15 protein-coding genes are annotated in these 16,122 nt (G+C 40.2%); 14 read left to right on the top strand and 1 reads right to left on the bottom strand.

The genetic code is table 11. The features are described 5' to 3' along the window. Positions 1–114 precede the first annotated feature (114 nt). Positions 115–1,458: a methylenetetrahydrofolate--tRNA-(uracil(54)-C(5))-methyltransferase (FADH(2)-oxidizing) TrmFO gene (gene trmFO / locus LG375_RS01865; protein WP_155213083.1), complete on the top strand. Its 1,344-nt coding sequence runs from the start codon at positions 115–117 to the stop codon at positions 1,456–1,458. A 59-nt stretch (positions 1,459–1,517) separates the two neighbouring features. Here trmFO and LG375_RS01860 read toward each other — a convergent pair whose 3' ends face one another. Continuing rightward, positions 1,518–2,663, bottom strand: a complete 1,146-nt coding sequence (locus LG375_RS01860) for a cobalamin-independent methionine synthase II family protein (protein WP_225745173.1) — start codon at positions 2,661–2,663, stop codon at positions 1,518–1,520. Between the two features lie 165 nt (positions 2,664–2,828). On the opposite strand from LG375_RS01860, the gene ndk reads away from it, so the two are divergent. The 13 genes from ndk (at position 2,829) to LG375_RS01795 (ending at position 16,019) form a co-directional block, all read left to right on the top strand. Further along, positions 2,829–3,242 (top strand): nucleoside-diphosphate kinase, encoded by a 414-nt coding sequence (ndk, locus tag LG375_RS01855; RefSeq protein WP_225745172.1) that lies wholly within the window; start codon positions 2,829–2,831, stop codon positions 3,240–3,242. A gap of 1 nt (position 3,243) precedes the next feature. After that, positions 3,244–3,534 carry a rhodanese-like domain-containing protein gene (locus tag LG375_RS01850; RefSeq protein WP_211180759.1) on the top strand — a complete coding sequence of 97 codons (291 nt, stop codon included), beginning with the start codon at positions 3,244–3,246 and terminating at the stop codon, positions 3,532–3,534. Positions 3,535–3,631: 97 nt separating this feature from the next. Beyond that, complete coding sequence (locus tag LG375_RS01845; protein WP_211180760.1) at positions 3,632–4,435, top strand: transporter substrate-binding domain-containing protein; 804 nt, start codon at positions 3,632–3,634, stop codon at positions 4,433–4,435. Positions 4,436–4,783: 348 nt separating this feature from the next. Continuing rightward, entirely contained in the window at positions 4,784–5,548 is a 765-nt protein-coding gene (locus LG375_RS01840) for a (S)-acetoin forming diacetyl reductase (protein ID WP_156246754.1), read from the top strand. 385 nt (positions 5,549–5,933) lie between these two features. Next, positions 5,934–7,766 (top strand): translation elongation factor 4, encoded by a 1,833-nt coding sequence (gene lepA / locus LG375_RS01835; protein WP_225745171.1) that lies wholly within the window; start codon positions 5,934–5,936, stop codon positions 7,764–7,766. 113 nt (positions 7,767–7,879) lie between these two features. Then, positions 7,880–9,193 carry a hypothetical protein gene (locus LG375_RS01830; protein WP_225745170.1) on the top strand — a complete coding sequence of 438 codons (1,314 nt, stop codon included), beginning with the start codon at positions 7,880–7,882 and terminating at the stop codon, positions 9,191–9,193. Positions 9,194–9,291: 98 nt separating this feature from the next. Next, on the top strand, positions 9,292–9,633 hold the full coding sequence (locus tag LG375_RS01825) for a hypothetical protein (RefSeq protein WP_225745169.1): 342 nt from the start codon (positions 9,292–9,294) through the stop codon (positions 9,631–9,633). A 213-nt stretch (positions 9,634–9,846) separates the two neighbouring features. Next, complete coding sequence (gene alsS, locus LG375_RS01820; protein ID WP_225745168.1) at positions 9,847–11,523, top strand: acetolactate synthase AlsS; 1,677 nt, start codon at positions 9,847–9,849, stop codon at positions 11,521–11,523. 15 nt (positions 11,524–11,538) lie between these two features. Continuing rightward, entirely contained in the window at positions 11,539–12,258 is a 720-nt protein-coding gene (budA, locus tag LG375_RS01815) for an acetolactate decarboxylase (protein WP_002891043.1), read from the top strand. Positions 12,259–12,462: 204 nt separating this feature from the next. Continuing rightward, positions 12,463–12,912: a MarR family winged helix-turn-helix transcriptional regulator gene (locus LG375_RS01810; RefSeq protein ID WP_107373110.1), complete on the top strand. Its 450-nt coding sequence runs from the start codon at positions 12,463–12,465 to the stop codon at positions 12,910–12,912. An 18-nt stretch (positions 12,913–12,930) separates the two neighbouring features. Next, entirely contained in the window at positions 12,931–13,785 is an 855-nt protein-coding gene (locus LG375_RS01805; RefSeq protein WP_107373109.1) for an SDR family oxidoreductase, read from the top strand. Further along, positions 13,778–14,506 (top strand): ABC transporter ATP-binding protein, encoded by a 729-nt coding sequence (locus tag LG375_RS01800; RefSeq protein ID WP_225745167.1) that lies wholly within the window; start codon positions 13,778–13,780, stop codon positions 14,504–14,506. Before LG375_RS01805 ends, LG375_RS01800 begins: the two co-directional genes overlap by 8 nt. Then, positions 14,499–16,019: an ABC transporter permease/substrate-binding protein gene (locus tag LG375_RS01795; protein ID WP_225745166.1), complete on the top strand. Its 1,521-nt coding sequence runs from the start codon at positions 14,499–14,501 to the stop codon at positions 16,017–16,019. Before LG375_RS01800 ends, LG375_RS01795 begins: the two co-directional genes overlap by 8 nt. The last annotated feature ends 103 nt before the right edge of the window (positions 16,020–16,122 follow it).

Raw genomic sequence — 16,122 nt, 5'->3', positions numbered from 1 at the left:
CAGATGACTCCTAGTCGCCAGATGAGGAGTTTTTTGCTATACTACTAAGAGTAAAAATGAAGAAAGATTTGTGGGGGCAGGATTTCATCTTGTTCTCGAAGAGGTATTAGTGTCATGTCTCAATCAAAAGCAGATTATATTAACGTGATTGGAGCTGGTTTGGCCGGCTCTGAAGCAGCTTATCAGATTGCTAAACGTGGTATTCCGGTAAAACTATATGAAATGCGTGGGGTCAAAGCAACACCTCAGCATAAGACAACAAACTTTGCAGAATTGGTTTGCTCTAACTCTTTCCGTGGCGATAGCTTGACAAATGCTGTAGGGCTTCTTAAAGAAGAAATGCGTCGCTTGGACTCTATCATTATGCGTAATGGAGAAGCTCACCGTGTGCCAGCTGGTGGTGCCATGGCGGTTGACCGTGAAGGTTATGCAGAAGCAGTGACAGCTGAAATTGAGAACAATCCATTAATTGAAGTTATCCGTGAAGAAATCACAGAAATTCCTGATGATGCCATTACAGTTATTGCTTCAGGTCCTTTGACTTCTGATGCTTTAGCTGAAAAAATTCACAAGCTTAACGGTGGAGATGGGTTCTATTTCTATGATGCTGCTGCACCGATTGTTGATAAAGCGACTATCGACATGAACAAAGTCTACCTTAAGTCACGCTATGACAAGGGTGAAGCAGCTTACCTAAACTGTCCAATGACCAAGGAAGAGTTCATGGCCTTCCACGAGGCCTTGACAACAGCTGAAGAAGCTCCTTTGAATTCTTTTGAAAAAGAAAAGTATTTCGAGGGCTGTATGCCTATCGAGGTTATGGCTAAACGTGGTATCAAGACAATGCTCTATGGTCCTATGAAACCAGTTGGTTTGGAGTATCCTGAGGATTATAAGGGTCCACGTGATGGTGACTTCAAGACCCCTTATGCGGTTGTTCAGCTTCGTCAGGACAATGCGGCTGGTAGCCTCTACAATATCGTTGGTTTCCAAACCCACCTCAAATGGGGAGAGCAAAAGCGTGTCTTCCAAATGATTCCAGGTCTTGAAAATGCTGAATTTGTGCGATACGGGGTGATGCACCGCAACTCTTACATGGATTCGCCAAACTTGCTTAAACAGACCTTCCAATCAAAATCAAACCCTAATTTGTTCTTTGCGGGACAAATGACTGGTGTTGAAGGTTATGTTGAATCAGCTGCCTCAGGTTTGGTTGCCGGCATCAATGCTGCCCGTCTCTTTATGGGTGAAGATGAGGTTATCTTCCCTCACACAACAGCTATCGGGAGTCTGCCATATTATGTGACACATGCTGAAAGTAAACATTTCCAACCAATGAATGTTAACTTTGGTATTATCAAAGAGTTGGAAGGGCCACGTATTCGTGACAAGAAAGAGCGCTATGAAAAAATTGCTGAGCGAGCTCTTAAAGATTTACAACCTTTTATTCAAGCTTAGACAACATTAAAATCCCTTACCGAATACGGCAAGGGATTTTCAGATTTAAAAGTATTCAATTAGCCAAAGAATTTCTTAGCGATTTCTTGACCTTGTTTGATTTTAGCCCATTGTTGAGGTGTTGCCAACTCATTCCCTGAGTCACATGAGGCGAAACCACATTGGTGAGAGAGGAAAAGACGTTCTTTTGGAAGGATTTGACTCGCTTTTTCAAGCAAATCGAGGACACGTTCTTCGTCATCAAGCTCAGTAGTTTTAGAAGACAAAAGTCCTAGTACAACTTCAGCTTTGCTGTCTTTGAGGGCTTCGAGAGCTTTGATATCACCAGCGGTGTCGCTATCCCACTCAAGGAAGAAACGGTCATAGTGTTGCTCTGCCAAGAACTTCTTAGCGATGGCTTCGTAAGTTCCTTCGGCAGCAGAACGGCTTTCATAGTTACCACGACAGTTGTGCGTCCAAACCGTTAAACCAATTTCGTGAGCATAGTCTACAACCTCGTTATTGATAGCTACAAACTCATCAGCCAATTCTGCTAAATCAGAATTACCTTCCGCAAAGAAACTTGCAGGGTTTGATGGGTCAAAAAGTTCCCAGAGACAGTCATCAAATTGAACAATTTTTCCACCGATAGCCTTGTATTCTTCTAAGAATTCTTTATAGGCATTAATGATACCTTTTTTGAGGTCTTCATTTGTTTCGTAGACTTGTCCAGGACCAGCCAAACGGTCAAAGATAGCAAGTTCAGTGTAGGCATGAGCAGGTCCCCAGATAGTTTGTTTGGTATCTTCATCACCTGCTTCAGCTTTAACCAATTTGTAAATATCTAGGTAATGGTGGTTCTTACCTGAGAGTGGTTCAGTAATACGAATACCAATATCTTTACGAGTCTCATATTGGCCACCATCATGGTCTTTAAAAGTGTAGCCATGTTCAGCAATGTAGCGTTCAATTCCTTTAAATCCCCAGACAAAGTCTAAATGCCACATAGAACGTCCAAACTCACCATCAGTAAGGATGTCAATACCGTTAGCTTTTTGGTTAGCCACAATTTGCTTAATATCTGCTGTTTCAGTTTCTTGATAACCAGGAAGGGCATCATAGAAAGGATACTGGATGTCGTCACGATGCTCGATTTCGTCCTTATGTTTGCGGAGATCCGCTGGACGAAGAAGAGAACCGACTAATTGGAATTTAGATTTTGTCATAAAATTAACCTCAAAATATCATTTTATTCCATGATACTTTTTATTTGCATTAATAAAAAATAGTTAATTTCTTTCTGAGGGCATAGTTTAAGACTATATAAGATTTTACCCTGCAATATGATACTTCCTATGGTAAAATGGAAAAAAACGATGAAGGTTGAGAACATGCAAAAAACATTTTTTATTATTAAACCAGATGCTGTTAAACGCCATCTAATTGGTCAAGTGCTTGATCGAATTGAGCGACGTGGCTTCGTTATTGAGCGTATGGAGATGCTGATGCTTGACGAAGAACGTCTTAAAGAACATTATGCCCAATTGGTTGATAAACCATTTTTCCCTAGTATTTCTGAATTCATGATGAGTGGCCCAGCAGTTATTGGTATTATGTCTGGCCCAGGTGTTATCAAGTCATGGCGTGATATGATGGGAGCAACCAATCCTGGGGATGCTACTCCAGGAACGATTCGTGGAGACTTTGCAACTGCACCAGATGGGGACATGATTCCAAATATTGTTCATGGTTCTGATTCAGAAGAATCTGTGGCTCGAGAAATTCAGATTTGGTTTGGTGAGTAAGATGGATTTAGTAAAGATTCAATCTGATTTAGCTAAGGGTGGACTGTTAATTGATGTCAGAAGTCCAGAAGAGTATGCAGAAGGTCATGTAAAGGGTGCTCGCTTAATACCTCACACCCAGTTTTTCTCTGCTGACATTCCAGCTGAAAAAGACGCTTCAATTTACCTCTATTGTAAAATGGGGCCTCGTGCAGAATTCGCTGCATCAGTTCTTAAAGAGCGAGGATATACTAAGGTGACTAATCTAGGTGGCTTGGACGATATGGAAGCACTAGGTTTTGAAATTGTTTGATAGATATTGTTTATCAGTTAATAAAAAATCTGTAATTTACACTGCTTCATTCTAATGATAAAATAATTTCCAATTTTAAGATTTTGGAGGTTTTAGAATGAAAAAAATAGTTTATAGTATCACAATGGCTTTAGCCATCGTTTTATTAGTTGCTTGTCAATCTAATAGTAAGCATAATGTTAACACAAAAAAGGTTGTGGTAGCGACTGCTGGTAATATAAGACCATTTTCTTATCAAGACAATGGAAAATTAACAGGTTATGATATTGAGGTCATTAGAGCGGCAAATAAGTATATTAAAGGATATGACATTTCGTTTAAAATAACTGCCTGGGATTCCATTTTTGTTGGTATGGATAGTGGAAAGTTTCAAATTGCAGCAAATAATCTCTCTTATACTAAAGAGAGAGCAAGTAAATATCTGTATTCTATTCCGATTGCGACCAATCCTTTAGTCTTAGTTGTTCCAAAGAATTCTAGTATTTCTAAACTAGACGATATTGCGGGAAAGACAACGCAAGACGATACAGGGACTTCTACAGCGAAATTAGTTGATGAATGGAATAGTAAGCATAAAGCGACTCCTTCAACTATTGAGTATTCAGGTGAAGATGTCTCTAAACGTTTACTTGATCTATCCAACGGTGAGTTTGACTACTTAATTTTTGATAAAGTTTCAGTAGAAACAATTATTAAACAGAATAGATATGATTTTAAAGTTATTGAACTAGACACTGGATCAAATCCTAATAATTATATCTTATTTTCGAACGAAAACAATGAATTACAAAGACAGTTTAACCAAGCCGTTAAAAAGCTCTATTCAGATGGAACTTTGAAAAAACTAAGTGAAAAATATCTTGGAGGAGATTATATTCCAGAAAAGAAGGAAATGAAGTAGGCTTATCTTAATCCATCAACTATTTTATTGTTGCGTTTAGGGATTATCTCGAGTATCTAATAGAGACTTTTCTTACTCGGGAAATTTGAGACCCATATCTGAATCTTGAGTAGGGACTATCAAAAAGACTTTGTCATCATTCAAAGACTACCTTAAGGTGGTCTTATTTGTTTTCAGAAAAGTTTGATAATTACTTGACAACGTTTTCATAAAGGGGTAGAATTTTAATTGAGTTAAGACAAAGCCTATGAAAATGACTTTGCCAGAACTTGACTAACTTAGCGTATTCCAATTGAGATAAGGCTCGGTATTAAGCCAGTGACTCTAATTGGTAGAGGAGGATTTCGTATGTCAAAAGTTGCTATTGTTACAGGTGCAGGTCAAGGTATTGGTTTTGCGATTGCAAAACGTTTGGTTGAAGATGGTTTTAAAGTTGGAGTATTGGACTACAACGCTGAAACTGCAGAAAAAGCTGTTGCTGAATTGTCAGTAGACAAGGCATTTGCGGTTGTAGCTGATGTATCTAAACAAGCTGAAGTAGCAGCTGCTTTCCAAAAAGTTGTTGATCACTTTGGTGATTTGAATGTTGTTGTTAATAATGCCGGTGTGGCACCAACAACACCACTTGATACTATTACTGAAGAACAGTTCCAACGTACATTTAACATCAATGTCGGTGGTGTTATCTGGGGTGCTCAAGCTGCACAAGCACAATTTAAAGCACTTGGTCATGGTGGTAAAATCATCAATGCAACATCTCAAGCTGGTGTCGTAGGTAACCCTAACTTGACTGTATATGGTGGTACTAAATTCGCAGTGCGTGGTATCACTCAAACTTTGGCGCGTGACTTGGCTGATTCAGGTATCACTGTCAATGCGTATGCACCAGGTATCGTTAAGACTCCAATGATGTTTGACATTGCTCATGAAGTTGGTAAGAACGCTGGTAAAGATGATGAATGGGGTATGCAAACTTTTGCTAAAGATATTACTCTCAAACGTTTGTCAGAACCTGAAGATGTGGCAGCAGCAGTTAGCTTCTTAGCTGGACCTGACTCAAACTACATCACAGGTCAAACCATCATCGTGGATGGTGGGATGCAATTCCATTAAAATAAAAGGAGAGCGAAAGGCTCTCTTTTTTTGCTTGATAAAACATAATATTTCTGATAATATAATCGTAAATAATTATGATTTAAAAGGAGCCTTTCTATGTCAGACATTTTACACTATATTATAGAGCACCCATTTTTTAGTCTCATTCTATTGGGAATTGTTGTACTAGCCTTCGGTTTAGCTCCATTTTCAAGTAGTTCTACAGAAAACAAGCGCTCGGCAATTATTAATAAGCACTACAACGATAATTTTAAGAAGTAAGAAGGATTAAATGCGGTCAGAAAGCAGATATTAGAGATAGGCAAAAGCCTGTCTTTTTTGTATAATAGAAGGTAACGATTAGTTTTTTTATAATCACAAGTAAGAACTAGGAAAGATAAAAATGCCAAATATTGAAGAATTAAAACAACGACAGGAGAAGATTCGTAACTTCTCTATTATTGCCCATATTGACCATGGTAAATCAACCCTTGCTGACCGTATTTTGGAAAAGACTGAGACAGTATCAAGTCGTGAGATGCAGGCGCAACTCCTTGATAGTATGGACCTCGAGCGTGAACGTGGTATCACTATCAAACTAAATGCCATTGAGCTTAACTATACAGCTAAAGATGGCGAAACATATATTTTCCACCTTATCGATACACCAGGACACGTGGACTTTACTTATGAAGTGTCACGTTCTCTTGCTGCCTGTGAGGGTGCAATCTTGGTGGTGGATGCTGCTCAAGGGATTGAAGCGCAAACACTTGCCAATGTTTACTTGGCCCTAGATAATGACTTGGAAATCTTACCAGTTATCAATAAAATCGACCTTCCAGCTGCAGATCCTGAACGTGTGCGTACAGAGGTTGAAGATGTTATCGGACTAGATGCTTCTGAAGCCGTGCTTGCATCAGCTAAAGCTGGTATCGGTATCGAGGAGATTCTCGAACAAATCGTTGAGAAAGTTCCTGCACCTCAAGGTGAAGTCGAAGCGCCTCTCCAAGCCCTTATCTTTGACTCTGTTTATGATGCCTACCGTGGGGTTATCCTCCAAGTGCGTGTGGTTAACGGAATGGTTAAACCAGGAGATAAGATTCAAATGATGTCTAATGGCAAGACCTTTGATGTTACTGAGGTTGGTATCTTCACGCCTAAAGCTGTTGGCCGTGACTACCTTGCGACGGGTGATGTTGGTTATATCGCGGCCTCAATCAAGACTGTTGCGGATACCCGTGTCGGTGATACAGTAACACTTGCGGATAATCTAGCAGCAGAGCCACTCCATGGCTATAAGCAAATGAATCCAATGGTCTTCGCCGGTCTTTATCCAATTGAGTCTAATAAATACAATGACTTGCGTGAGGCCCTTGAAAAGCTCCAATTGAACGATGCCAGTCTTCAGTTTGAGCCTGAAACGTCTCAAGCCCTTGGTTTTGGTTTCCGTTGTGGTTTCTTGGGTCTTCTTCACATGGATGTTATCCAAGAGCGTTTGGAACGTGAGTTTAATATCGATCTCATTATGACAGCACCATCGGTAGTTTACCATGTTAATACGACTGACGGTGAGATGCTTGAAGTGTCTAACCCTTCTGAGTTCCCAGATCCTACACGTATTGATGCTATTGAAGAACCTTATGTTAAAGCTCAAATCATGGTTCCTCAAGAGTATGTTGGTGCGGTTATGGAGTTGGCACAACGTAAACGTGGTGATTTTGAAACCATGGAATATATCGATGATAATCGTGTGAACGTTATCTATCAGATTCCACTTGCTGAAATCGTCTTTGATTTCTTTGATAAATTGAAATCATCAACACGTGGTTATGCAAGCTTTGACTATGAATTGTCAGAATACCGTCGCTCACAATTGGTGAAAATGGATATTCTCCTTAATGGTGACAAGGTCGATGCCCTTAGCTTCATCGTGCATAAGGAATTTGCCTACGAGCGTGGAAAACTTATCGTTGATAAACTTAAGAAAATCATTCCACGTCAACAATTCGAAGTGCCTATCCAAGCGGCTATCGGTCAAAAAATTGTTGCCCGTACAGACATCAAAGCCCTTCGTAAAAACGTCTTGGCAAAATGTTACGGTGGTGACGTTTCACGTAAACGTAAACTCCTCGAAAAACAAAAAGCCGGTAAGAAACGTATGAAAGCTATCGGTTCGGTTGAAGTACCACAAGAAGCCTTCTTATCAGTACTTTCAATGGACGAAGATGAGAAATAAGAGTAATAGTCAGAATGTGATGTTCTGGCTATTTTTGTAAAAAAGTTATGATAAAGAAGATTTTAAGATTTCCCTTCTCGAAGCGTGGAAGGATTTATACTGCGACTATACTAATGCTTTTCTTTTTAGGGAATATATATATAAAGCACAAATTTCATGAAAAAGCTGTAGAAGAGTTACAGATGGCTCTAAAAGCTGATAAAGTAACTTCCAATGAGATTTTTGGTAGACGTCAACAATATGTTGCAATTAGTCATGAAGAACCCACTTACTATAATTCTGAAGATAATGTAGCTACTGAGATGATTGGTAGAAATCATTTTGTTCGCTATTACGACACCATGAGTAGTCTCCATCAAGCTCATTTGGTAGTTTATGATATCAACAAAAATTTTGAAAAGAAAATTATTAATTTGACCACATATTTGAAGAAAATAAAAGGTTTTAAAGATATTGAGGAGTTGGCTGTGTCTTTAAAATCGATTGATGGTTATGATTATGTTTTCTTGGAGAATTCTCAAAACGATAAGCAATTTGCTTACAATTTAGATACGAATCAATTTTTAACTAGAGACCTACCAGATTATTCTTACAGTAAGGATGAAATGCTTTATTTTGGTGATAAGAGTTCTGCTCGTAATCAGGTGAATGATAGCAACATGTGGGGATATTTAAAGAGAGAAGGAAACTTGGATGAGCTTTTAAGAATGTCTCCAGCTCAAACAAACAACCATTTATCAGCTCATCTAAATGTGATCCTAGAGATTGATAATGTAGATACTTCAAAACAAGAAAATCAAATTAATCTATTTAATGAAAATTCTGAAGTTAAGCCTATTTACGAAGAGGCTGTTAATCAGACAACAACAAACAGTAATACCTTAAAGAAATTTAAACTATTGACCCGTCAAGGTAAGGAGGGAGATTTTCCGGTCGGTCCAACTGAGCCAGTGAAAAGCAGCCTACCTAATAAACCAAGCGAGCCAAAGAAAATTCCAGAATTTAATGTTTTTCCTGATTCTATTTTTCCTATTAAACCTTTAAGTTTTAGTGAGATTCTTAACCAAAAGGCAGAACAAGACTATCAGAAAGACTATCGAGCTTACGAAAAAGCACGTCAAAAAGCCCAAAAAGATTATGATAGGAAATATGATGCCTATAAAAAGAAATTGGCTCAATATGAGTCCTATAGAGATAGAGAGTACGACAAACAATCACAAATCTATTTTTCCCCTGAAGAGCAGACCAATGATATTTTACATTGGTTGGGAACAAATGGAGAGCAAGCAATTGTAATTTCTGTAGAGGACGGTGCTGGTATTAGGAAGGAAATTCATTCGTTTGCTGATTTAAAGGATTGGGTGGATAAACATGATTACGATTCCAGTATTAAGTCAGACTTTAGAGACTACAAAGGGGTTGACTAAGTATTCTTGAATGCCAATGAGGCTTCTACAAACCCTACACAAGCATTTTTCTCAGCTTTAGGCTATAATAGACAAAAAGGAATCTTGGGAGGGCCACTATGGATATCATGAGTTTTATTCCCAGTCAGCGACAGGCTATTCTGGAGCGTTTTCAGCAAGTGGAGGCCTTGGGATTAGGCGCAGTTCGTATTGAATTGAAGGTTGCTAATCCTGTTGGCATCATCTATGAGTGCTTTATTTTAGCAGGGGAGAATTATTTTTCTGATCAAGCAGTGATTTCCTTCCGCATTCTCTATGAAAAAGACCTGGAACGCATTTCTTTGGATGTCGTAGATATCCCTGGTCGCTCAAGCTTGTCTAATTATCTCCAGTTAATAGAGATTTTTGAAGGCTTGCAAAATTATCTTAATCGAGAGTTTGCTAAGGTAAAAAATACATGAACATCTGATGGTTATCAGGTGTTTCTTTTTGTGATGGAAGTTCAAAATTTCACAATCTTTTTTTCACAAGATTGTCTGAAAACTGTGCTATAATGGTAACAGAATTGTGAAGTGATAAAAGTTTGTGAAAAAATGAGCAGACTTTGACACTTTGTGACTTATACTTGAAAGGAAAATTGGCTCTATCATTTTAGGGCCAGAAGGACTGTGTTCATGTCAGAAGAAAAGCAATTGTATGGTGCGGATTTAGTGGTTGATAGTTTGATTAACCATGATGTTGATTATGTCTTTGGGATTCCAGGTGCAAAAATCGATAGGGTTTTTGATACTTTGGAAGATAAGGGACCTGAATTGATTGTTGCCCGTCATGAGCAAAATGCTGCTTTTATGGCTCAAGGTGTTGGACGTATCACAGGGAAACCCGGTGTAGTATTGGTAACATCTGGTCCAGGTGTCTCCAATTTGGCTACTGGTTTGGTAACAGCGACAGATGAAGGAGATCCTGTTCTTGCTATTGGTGGTCAGGTTAAGCGTGCAGATCTTTTGAAACGTGCCCATCAATCAATGAATAACGTTGCTATGCTTGAACCGATTACAAAGTATGCTGCTGAAGTACATGATGCTAACACCCTTTCTGAAACGGTAGCAAATGCCTATCGCCATGCTAAGTCAGGGAAACCGGGTGCAAGCTTTATTTCAATTCCTCAAGACGTGACCGATGCTCCGGTCAGTGTTAAGGCTATCAAGCCTATGACAGATCCAAAACTTGGTTCAGCATCTGTTTCTGATATTAATTATCTCGCACAGGCTATTAAAAATGCCGTATTACCAGTCTTACTTTTAGGGAACGGTGCTTCATCAGAAGCTGTAACTTACTCTATTCGCCAGATTTTGAAACATGTTAAATTACCAGTTGTTGAAACTTTCCAAGGTGCTGGTATCGTGTCACGTGACCTTGAAGAGGATACTTTCTTTGGTCGTGTAGGTCTTTTCCGTAACCAACCGGGGGACATGTTGCTTAAGAAGTCGGACTTGATTATTGCTATTGGTTATGACCCAATTGAGTATGAAGCACGTAACTGGAATGCTGAAATTTCAGCACGTATTATCGTAATTGATGTTGAACCTGCTGAGGTGGATACTTACTTCCAGCCAGAACGTGAATTGATTGGCAATGTAGAAGCAACCTTAGACTTGCTTTTGCCTGCTATTCAAGGCTACAAATTACCTGAAGGATCAGTTGAATATCTAAAAGGGTTAAAAAATACAGTCGTCGAAGATGTTAAATTTGAGCGTCAGCCTGAAGAAGGTACCGTACATCCACTCGATTTAATTGAAGTTTTACAAGAACAAACGGATGATGATATGACAGTTACCGTTGACGTTGGTAGTCACTATATCTGGATGGCTCGTTATTTCAAATCTTATGAACCACGTCATTTGCTTTTCTCAAATGGGATGCAAACTTTGGGGGTTGCTCTTCCGTGGGCCATCTCTGCAGCTTTGGTTCGTCCTAAGACAAAAGTCATTTCTGTTTCTGGTGACGGTGGTTTCCTCTTCTCAGCACAAGAATTGGAGACAGCAGTTCGATTGAAATTGCCAATTGTTCATATTATCTGGAACGATGGCCATTACAATATGGTTGAATTCCAGGAAGAAATGAAGTATGGTCGCTCTTCAGGGGTTGACTTTGGTCCTGTAGATTTTGTAAAATATGCTGAGAGCTTTGGAGCTAAAGGTTATCGTGCAACAAGTAAAGAGGAGTTTTGTAGCTTGCTCCAAGAAGCCTTGGCTCAAGCTGTAGATGGACCAGTCCTTATTGATGTTCCAATCGACTATAAAGATAATATTAAACTCGGCGAAACTATTTTGCCAGATGAATTTTACTAAAAAGAGGGTGTAGACATGTCTGAAGCCATAAAATTATTTCAATATAATACTTTGGGAGCCTTGATGGCTGGGCTTTATGGAGGTACTTTAACAGTTGGTGAATTGTTGGAGCATGGAGACTTGGGTCTTGGAACATTAGATTCTATTGATGGGGAGTTGATTGTTCTTGATGGTAAAGCCTATCAAGCTAAAGGCTCTGAAGGTAAAGTCGAAGTGGTAGAAGTTTCTCCAGATGAAAAAGTTCCCTATGCGGCAGTCGTACCTCACCAAGCTGAAGTTATCTTCCGTCAACGTTATGAAATGACTGATAAAGAACTTGAGGATCGTATTGAATCTTACTATGATGGGGTTAATCTCTTCCGTTCTATCAAAATTAAGGGTCATTTTAAACACATGCACGTGCGCATGATTCCTAAATCAAATGCGGATATTAAGTTTGCTGATGTTGCCACTCGCCAACCTGAGTACGAGGTAGATGATATTTCAGGTACCATCGTTGGTATTTGGACGCCAGAAATGTTTCACGGTGTGAGTGTTGCTGGTTATCACCTTCATTTTATTTCAGACGACTTGACATTCGGTGGTCACGTTATGGACTTTGTTATTGAAAATGGTATTATCGAAGTTGGACCAGTTGACCAACTCGATCAACGTTTCCCAGTTCAAGATCGTCAGTATCTCTTTGCTAAATTCAATGTCGATGAGATGCGTGAAGATATTACCAAGGCTGAATAAAATATTTCAAAGATATCAATCGATTATAGTTAGAACTTTCCTAGATTATTAGGGAAGTTTTTTGTTTGCCATTTTAGTAAGGAATGGTCAAATATACGAAGTTATAGAAGAATATAAATTTCTATATCAAAATAGTTGACAGATGTAATTGATAGAGTTACAATAAAAACAGGAAGTTCGATATAGAAGAAAAAGGAGACAAAAATGGATAAGATGATAGGAGGCTACCAAGCTCTACAGATTCGTTTGTTGAATGGGCGAATCTTTCAAAAACTCTTGAGCAAGGAACCAGATGCTCAATACCGTAGTGAACAGGGGAAAATTTTAACAGTCTTATGGCAAAAAGAGCAAGTAAGGGTAACTGCAACTGATATTGCTTTAGCGACGGGTCTAGCCAATAATACATTGACCAGTATGGTTAAGAAATTGGAAGAACAAGGTTTGGTCACGATTCAACCTTGCACGCAGGATAAAAGGAAAAAATATATCTCTTTGACAGACTTCGGTTGGGCACAAAAAGAAATTGGAGATCGCGTTAGTCAGGAACTGGGAGAGATATTCTACCAAGGCTTTTCGGATAACGAAATCCAAGAATTTGAGGAGTATCAAGAGCGTATAATCTCAAATCTAAAAGCTAAAGAGAATGACATCTAAGGAAAGGAAGTAACAGTTATGATTGGTATTACGGGGGTAACAGGGAAATTAGGTTCTTATGTGGCTAATCTTGTCGATAAGAAGGGAATCGCTTCAGTCCATCTAGCAAGAAGTCCAGAGCGTGCAAAACTCTACGCGTCTGCGGAAATTCGTAAAATAGTGTATGCCAATACTCCAGAGGTGGTTGAGGCCTTGAAGGGAATCGATATCTTGTTGATGGTTTCTGCTCGGGAAAATCTAGAGCGTGTCAAGGAACACAAGGGCTTTTTAGATGCTGCAAAGCTAGCAGGAGTAGAGCATATCGTCTATACCTCCTTTTATGGGGCAGATGAGAAGGCAACTTTCACCTTGTCTCGAGATCATGCCCAGACGGAAGCCTATATCAAGAAGTTAGGGTTCACCTACACTTTTTTGAGAGATAATTTATACTTGGACTTCTTGATTGATATGGCGCTTGAAAATGGAGAGATTCGTGGTCCGGCAGGCAGTGGTCTTGTGTCAGCTGTTGCCCGTAAGGACACATCTAGGGTTGCAGCAGAAATTCTTTTAAATCCTAAGGGGTGGGAAAATCAAACCTTGAATCTGACAGGGCCAGAGGATCTTTCCATGGAAGAAATCGTAGCGCTTCTCTCAAAAGAGACCGGTGAAGCCATCGCGTATGTGGATGAAACAGTAGAAGAAGCATATGAGTCACGGAAAAAATGGCCAGCACAAACTTGGGAGTACGATGCCTGGGTCAGCACCTATACAGCGATTAAAGTTGGGGAACAAGCTGGGGTTTCAACAGATATCGAAAAAGTTCTAGGACATCCGGCAAGTAGCCTATTGGATACTCTTAGAGACAGAAAACTTATTGAGGAAGAATATGATTGAATATAAAAATGTAGTCCTGCGCTACACGGATACAGACATTTTAAAAGATGTCAATCTCCGTATTGAAGATGGAGAATTTATGGTCTTGGTAGGCCCTTCAGGATCTGGAAAAACCACCATGCTCAAGATGATCAATTGTCTTTTGGAGCCGACAGATGGCAATATTTATATGGATGGAAAACGCATCAAGGACTATGATGAACGAGAGTTACGTCTTTCTACTGGTTATGTTTTGCAGGCCATTGCCCTATTTCCTAATTTGACAGTTGCGGAAAATATCGCTCTCATTCCTGAGATGAAGGGCTGGACTAAAAGCCAAATAGCCTCTAAAACAGAAGAACTCTTGGACAAGGTTGGTCTGCCTGCTGCAGAGTATGCAAATCGCAAGCCAAGCGAGTTATCGGGTGGGGAGCAACAACGGATTGGGATTGTGCGTGCCATCATTGGGGAACCAAAGATTCTATTAATGGACGAGCCCTTTTCAGCCTTGGATGCTATTTCTCGCAAACAGCTACAGGCTCTTACCAGAGACTTGCACAAGGAGTTCGGCATGACCACTATCTTTGTTACACACGATACCGATGAAGCCTTGAAATTAGGCGATCGGATTGCGGTGCTACAAGAAGGAGAAATTGTGCAGGTGGCGGATTCTGAGACCATTCTAGCCCAACCGGCCAACGACTTTGTGGCAGATTTGTTTGGAGGTGCTCACCATGTCTAAACTAGTTACAACCTTTCTAGAACGCTTTGGAGACTGGCTCACTGCACTGGGACAACATTTGCAACTGTCGTTACTGACCTTGCTCCTTGCGATTTTTCTGGCGGTCCCTCTGGCTATTTATTTAAGTACACGCAAGAGAGCCAGCAACTGGGTTTTACAGGTAGCTGGGATCTTCCAGACCATTCCTTCCATGGCCCTTTTGGGGCTCTTCATTCCCTTCATGGGGATTGGGACACTTCCGGCCTTGACAGCTCTCGTCATCTATGCCATTTTCCCCATCCTTCAAAATACCATCACTGGTTTGCAAGGGATTGACCCAAGTCTAGAAGAAGCAGGGGTGGCCTTTGGAATGACCAAGTGGGAGCGACTCAAGAAGTTTGAGATTCCCTTGGCCATGCCCGTCATCATGTCTGGGATTCGGACAGCAGCTGTGATGATTATCGGGACGGCTACCCTAGCTGCCTTGATTGGAGCAGGGGGACTCGGTTCCTTTATCCTTCTAGGGATTGACCGCAATAATGCCAGTCTGATTTTGATTGGTGCCCTGTCTTCTGCCTTCTTAGCCATCGCCTTTAACCTTCTTCTCAAATGGATGGAAAAGGCCAAATTGCGGACCATCTTTGCGGCTTTTGCGGTAATGCTTATTGGATTAGGAGTATCTTATACGCCAAGTCTTCTTCCCAAACCGGAAAAAGAAAATCTGGTCATCGCTGGGAAGTTGGGTCCTGAACCGGAAATTCTAGCCAATATGTACAAGATTTTGATCGAAGAAAACACGGACATGACAGTGACTGTTAAACCAAATTTTGGTAAGACTACCTTCCTCTATGAAGCACTGAAAAAAGGGGATATTGCTATCTATCCAGAGTTTACAGGGACCGTGACCGAAAGTCTCCTCAAGCCGGCGCCGCAAGTCGACCATGATCCAGAAGCAGTCTACAAAGCAGCTCGAGATGGAATCAAGAAACAAGACAACCTAGCCTTGCTCAAACCCATGGCTTATCAGAATACCTATGCTGTCGCGGTGCCTAAGAAAATTGCCCAAGAGTATGGACTCAAGACCATTTCCGATTTGAAAAAGGTGGAAGGACAACTCAAGGCGGGATTTACGCTAGAGTTTAATGATCGAGAGGATGGGAACAAGGGCTTGCAGAAAGTCTATGGTCTTAATCTACAAGTCTCCACCATGGAGCCAGCCCTTCGCTACCAGGCAATCCAGTCTGGTGAAATCCAGATCACAGATGCCTACTCAACGGATGCCGAGCTTGCTCGCTATGACCTCGTGGTCCTCCAAGATGACAAGCAACTCTTCCCGCCATATCAAGGGGCTCCCCTCATGAAAGAAGCTCTTCTTAAGAAACATCCAGAATTGGAAGGCATTCTAAACAAGTTAGCTGGTAAAATCACAGCAGAGCAAATGAGCCAGATGAACTACCAAGTGGGAGTAGCAGGTAAACCGGCTGCCCAAGTCGCACATGATTTCTTGGTAAAAGAAGGTGTTATTAAGAAATAATGAAAAATTTGCACAAAAAGTAACTTTTTCAATTAACTTTTTTAGTTACTATTTGTCTGTTGTCTACCCTATTTTCAGATATAATAAAGATAACAAATTAAGG

Source organism: Streptococcus sp. Marseille-Q3604 (genome assembly GCF_916619785.1).
In the GTDB taxonomy this organism is placed as follows: Bacteria; Bacillota; Bacilli; order Lactobacillales; family Streptococcaceae; genus Streptococcus.
Note: the sequence above shows the minus strand (reverse complement) of the source record. Positions and strands in the feature narration are given on the sequence as shown.